The organism is Micromonospora sp. MP36 (assembly GCF_008119785.1).
In the GTDB taxonomy this organism is placed as follows: domain Bacteria; phylum Actinomycetota; class Actinomycetes; order Mycobacteriales; family Micromonosporaceae; genus Micromonospora.
Genome location: NZ_VSFA01000220.1, coordinates 1 through 3,900, shown reverse-complemented (window position 1 = coordinate 3,900; position 3,900 = coordinate 1). Strand labels below are relative to the sequence as shown.

Sequence of the window (3,900 nt, the reverse complement as noted above, 5' to 3'; positions counted from 1 at the left end):
GTCGCTGCCGAGCCGGTCCAGGGTCGCCTCGTGCAGCCGCAGCCAGAACCCGGCCGCAGTCCACTGACTGAACCTGCGGTGAGCGGTCGCCCGGGTCACCCCGAACAACGCCTCAGGCAGCTTCCACCAGGAGCAACCCGCCTGCGTCACGTACACGATCGCCGCCAGGACCGCCCGGTCGTCGACCCGCCGCCGGCCGCCACCCTGCCTGCGAACCGGCGCGGGCGGAATCAACGGCTCCGCGATCTCCCACAGATCATCCGGCGCCCACGTACGGACCATCGCGTCGTGCACGGAAGCAGATCATGCCCGAGCCCAACGAGGATCCAAATGAGACACGCCCTGAGCTTTCCGTTTAACCCGTGTGTTGTTTACGTGCTGTGATGCTCGGGTCGCGTTTGGCGGTTTTGCCGACGTCGTGGCGGGGTGCTGGTCTGCGGTTTCGTGATCCGGGTGGGCGTCCGGGGCCTGGCCGCGCGGGTTTCGGAGCACTGGCCGGCAGAGGGGTCTTCGGACGCAGGTTCCGAAATCCCCGACGGACCCGGGCGGGAGTGAGCCGGTCAGGTGCTGCTGGTTTCTCCCATGGCCGTCGCAGGTCCGCGACGAGGGGACGTGCGAGGCGTAGCTGAGTGTAGGCGGCGATGATCAGCCAGGTCCACCGGTCGGCCGCCTGCGGGGTGCGGATCTTCGGCCGGGTCCAGCCCAGGGTCTGTTTGAACAGCCGGAACGTGTGTTCAAGGTCGAATCTGCGTAGGAAAGACTGCCACCAGCGGTCCACATCGGCGGCGCTGGCGCCGACGGCGGAGCACCACAGCCACACCGGTTTCGGGTCACGCTCGCCGGGCAGGTGCTCGACCTGCAGCCGGATCAGGGTGCCCTCGATGACGGGCAGGTCACCGGCGTGGTCGATCCAGCAGGTGCGGCGGGTCAACCTGGGGTGCAGTCGGTCCCAACTGGCTGCTTCGGCGGTGCCGTAACGGCTGGTGGCGGTGGTGGTGTGATGCTGCGGGGCCGGCCACGTGTCCGGCGTGTCCAGGCGGAACTCGGGCCCGTGTTTGGGCGGTCGGCCGGTCGCGCCAGGATGTCGGGGCGGCTTCGGTAGCCGCAGCACGCGGTCGGCGCGAAGCCGGCCGAGCAGCTGCACGGGCAGGTCGGCGAGGACGAACGCCAGCCGGGTGATGTCGTAGCCGGTGTCAGTGACGATCAGGATCCGCGGGTCGCCGGGATGCCAGTGCCCCGCCGCGATCAGCCGGTTCACCACCTCACGCAACTGGGCCGCGGTCACCGCCGTAGCGTCGTCAGCCGGGCCGAGCCGTTGCGCGTCCAGGACCTGCGTCCACGACGTGCGCCCGGACTCCAACGCAGCGACGAACGAGTACGGCCACCCCGGGATCATCTGCGCCTGACCCTTGCCACGGCCGTAGGTGTGGCAGAACAGCCGGTCAGGGCTGGTGGACGCGTCCGGGCGCAGCCAGTTACTGACATCGACCGCCAACACGATCCGCCCGTCCGGCATCCGAGGCAGCGGCAGCCCGCTCAGGACGACCCGTAGCCGGGCGATGTCGACCCGGCCGCTGTTCAACCCGTCGTACAAGGCACCATGACCTCGCCGACGCTCCGGAGTCAGCGTGAGGTCGGCCAGATTGTGCACCGGCCCGTCCTTACACAGGACCGCGTCAGTGAGCTCGAACAACACGTCCGCCCGACGGATCAGGCACTGGTAGACATCCCGACGAAAGCCGGCCAACACCGCTGCCGGATCCGCCACCGGCCCTCTCGACGGGGCGCCGGGTAGCACCAGCCCGCCCAGGTAGTCCAGAATCGTGGCCACGGCCACCGCCTTGATCTTCATGTTCTGCCAGGAACCGGAAGATCATCAGGCGGTGGCCGTCCCCACGTCGAACGCGACACGCCGACATCCACACAGGAGCAAACCCAGCCACCGACGGCTGAGGTTAAACGGAAAGCTGAGTCGCCCGCGCCATACCCGATCCGCGTGGTTGACAGGCATCCGGCGAAGCAAAGCCCGGAACTCGGATTGATTTCACGCGTCGCGGTGCAGCTGACCGTAGGCCATGACGGGATCCCGGTAACCGCGCCTCTCCCAGCCGTCTAGTTCGGGAGGTCAGAGGACGGGCCGGCTGAGGTCGGTGATGATGCGTTGGATCTCGGCGGCGGCGAAGGCGGCGAACTCGCGCTGGGTGGCCTCGGCCTGCGGGTCGGTTTCTTCGAGGTCACCGACGACGATGATGTTCTCATCGTTGAGTGTGGTGGCGGGGCCGGTGTAGTTGAAGCTGCCGGCGATGATGAGCCGCTCGTCGATCACCATCAGCTTGTGATGCAGCTTCCGCACCTCGGTACCGGGTTTGTTCTCCCACAGCTGCACACCCGCCTCACGCAGTGAGGTGGTGGCGGCCCACCTCTGGGCGCCCTGCCCACGGTCGAGTACCCCACGGATCGGCAGATCCGGGCCCACGAGCCGGATCATCGTGTCGTCGATCCCGGAGGACTGCGCGAAGGTGAACATCGCGAAGTCGATGCCTACCGCGGCCTTGAGCATCTGCTTCATGATCTCCATCTCCGGGCCGTGCCGGGGCGCGAACAGCGGCTTGACACGAACCCCGCCGAGGCGGAACTCCACCGGCTTCGGCTCCACCCGCTCGTGCAGCTCGCCGAACGTGCCGGCCCGCATGCGTAGGAACTCAGCGCGGTATTGGGCGGTGGCCTTCTGCCCGTGCAGCACCAGGACGTGGTTGAGGTTGTTACCTGTCACCTCACCGGTACCGGTGTTGGTGCCGGTGTCGGTCCGGGTGAAGTTCGTCGACCCCGTCAATACCGCCGCCGTCGGCTTGCCGTGGTCGCGGACGACGAACTTCTGATGGAAGATCGCCGGGTTCAGATCCGTGATCACGTCGATCCCCGCCCGCAGAAACGTCGCGTGAATCACCCGGTTGACCTCGTTGTCCCCGCCAGCGGCCCACGGATCCGGCGGCGGCGTGTCCTCGCACAGGTAACTGCCCTCCAGGATGATCTGGATGTGGACCTTGCGGGCCTTCGCGGCCAAGATCGCGCGGGCGATCGACTCCGAGTCGATCTCCTGCACCGCGATCAGCAGCGAATCCACCGCCCCGTCGATGAACTGGCGGACCACCTCGTCCAGGTCATCCGGGCCGCCCAGCACAGGCGGTCCCGCATACAGCTCAAGCCCACCAGATGTGAACCCCACCGCAGCCTCCCACGCCCCGCCTCCACCGTCATGACCCAGCTTGACTGGCAGTCGCACCACGGCGAGTCGGGAACGCGACGAACCGGCAGGGTGAGCTGTCCGATCCCGGCGGAGAACCTGTCGGGCCGCCCGGCATGATCTGCGACCGTGACGGGGACTACGCACAGCTGCTGGCGCGCCTCACCCGCCGAGCTGCCGAGGACGAGCCGGCACCACCGCTTCCGGGCGGCCTGCCCGCACCCCTGTCCCCCACCGGCCGAGGCCAAACAGCTCCTGGGCTTCCCGCTGCACCCACTGCTGGCCGCGTTTACCGGGACGCCCCCACGGCGGCTTCGGCCCCAACTATCAACTCCTCAGCCTGATCGACGGTCGACATCCGAGCAAGCGATCGACTGCTGCACCGAAGCGCGTGCCGGCGTCAGGGTCGACCCGGCTGGTTGCCGGCCGAGCGGCTCCAGCATGCGCCGAGCGACTTCCCGTTTCGTGGGCGCGGGCGTCAGTGGGCGGCGGGGCCGACCGGGCGGCGCCGGGCGCGCTCGCGGGCCAGGATCCAGATCGCCTCGACGCCGTCCTTCCAGGTGATCTTCTTGCCCTCCTCGCGGCCCCGCGCGCGGTAGCTGATCGGCACCTCGTACGGGCGGATGCGCTGGCGGAGCAGCTTGCCGGTGACCTCC

Annotated in this window: 3 protein-coding genes and 1 pseudogene; all 4 read right to left on the bottom strand. The window is 68.5% G+C overall.

The genetic code is table 11. The features are described from left to right. A partial coding sequence (locus tag FXF52_RS40625; protein WP_148804584.1) for a transposase occupies positions 1-294 on the bottom strand: 294 nt, incomplete at its 3' end. Between the two features lie 61 nt (positions 295-355). Then, positions 356-1,768: an NF041680 family putative transposase gene (locus tag FXF52_RS40620; protein WP_148804950.1), complete on the bottom strand. Its 1,413-nt coding sequence runs from the start codon at positions 1,766-1,768 to the stop codon at positions 356-358. 357 nt (positions 1,769-2,125) lie between these two features. After that, entirely contained in the window at positions 2,126-3,226 is a 1,101-nt protein-coding gene (locus tag FXF52_RS40615) for a phosphatidylserine/phosphatidylglycerophosphate/cardiolipin synthase family protein (protein WP_187414020.1), read from the bottom strand. A 496-nt stretch (positions 3,227-3,722) separates the two neighbouring features. After that, positions 3,723-3,900, bottom strand: a pseudogene (locus FXF52_RS40610) (glycosyltransferase family 2 protein); the annotation flags it as partial.